1 protein-coding gene and 1 pseudogene are annotated in these 511 nt (G+C 42.7%); both read left to right on the plus strand.

Annotated features, from left to right (window positions below):
- Positions 1-111, plus strand: a pseudogene (locus CIK89_RS13780) (DDE transposase); the annotation flags it as partial.
- An 87-nt stretch (positions 112-198) separates the two neighbouring features.
- Positions 199-511, plus strand: a 313-nt coding sequence (locus CIK89_RS01890) for a hypothetical protein (protein ID WP_094389744.1), incomplete at its 3' end; no start/stop codon positions are given.

The raw sequence follows: 511 nt of genomic DNA on the forward strand, positions 1-511 counted from the left end.
GCAGAGTCTTTCAACGCAAAAGTCAAGTCCTTCAGGGCAGCACTAAGGGGAATTAGGGATGAGAAATTCTTTCTCTACAGACTTTCCATGATATACGCTTACCCCCACTAATTATCTACTGAGCCAGGTTTATCGGCTCACCCGATATATCTAGGGGGAAAGCTTTTTGATTCTACAGAAAATTTATATCTTTGCACCATGAACAATCAAGGATTATTAGCATTGGCACAGTTGATACTGCCATCAGAGATACTTTCAAATTTTGAAGTAGTACGTGTAGAAGAAGAGGCATCCCTTATTCGCATCTATCTTGACGAATCGGTTATGGCTGAATATAAAGAGAACCCGGAGATTGAATTCAAAGGGTTCTGTGAGGCCGTAACTATACGTGACTTCCCGATCCGCGACAAAGGTGTTGATCTAATCGTCAGAAGACGCAAATGGTACGACAAGCAGAATAACCGATACTTCTCCGACTCTTATGAGCTGAAGGCTGAAGGAACCCGCTACT

Source organism: Prevotella sp. P4-119 (assembly GCF_002251345.1).
In the GTDB taxonomy this organism is placed as follows: Bacteria; Bacteroidota; Bacteroidia; order Bacteroidales; family Bacteroidaceae; genus Prevotella.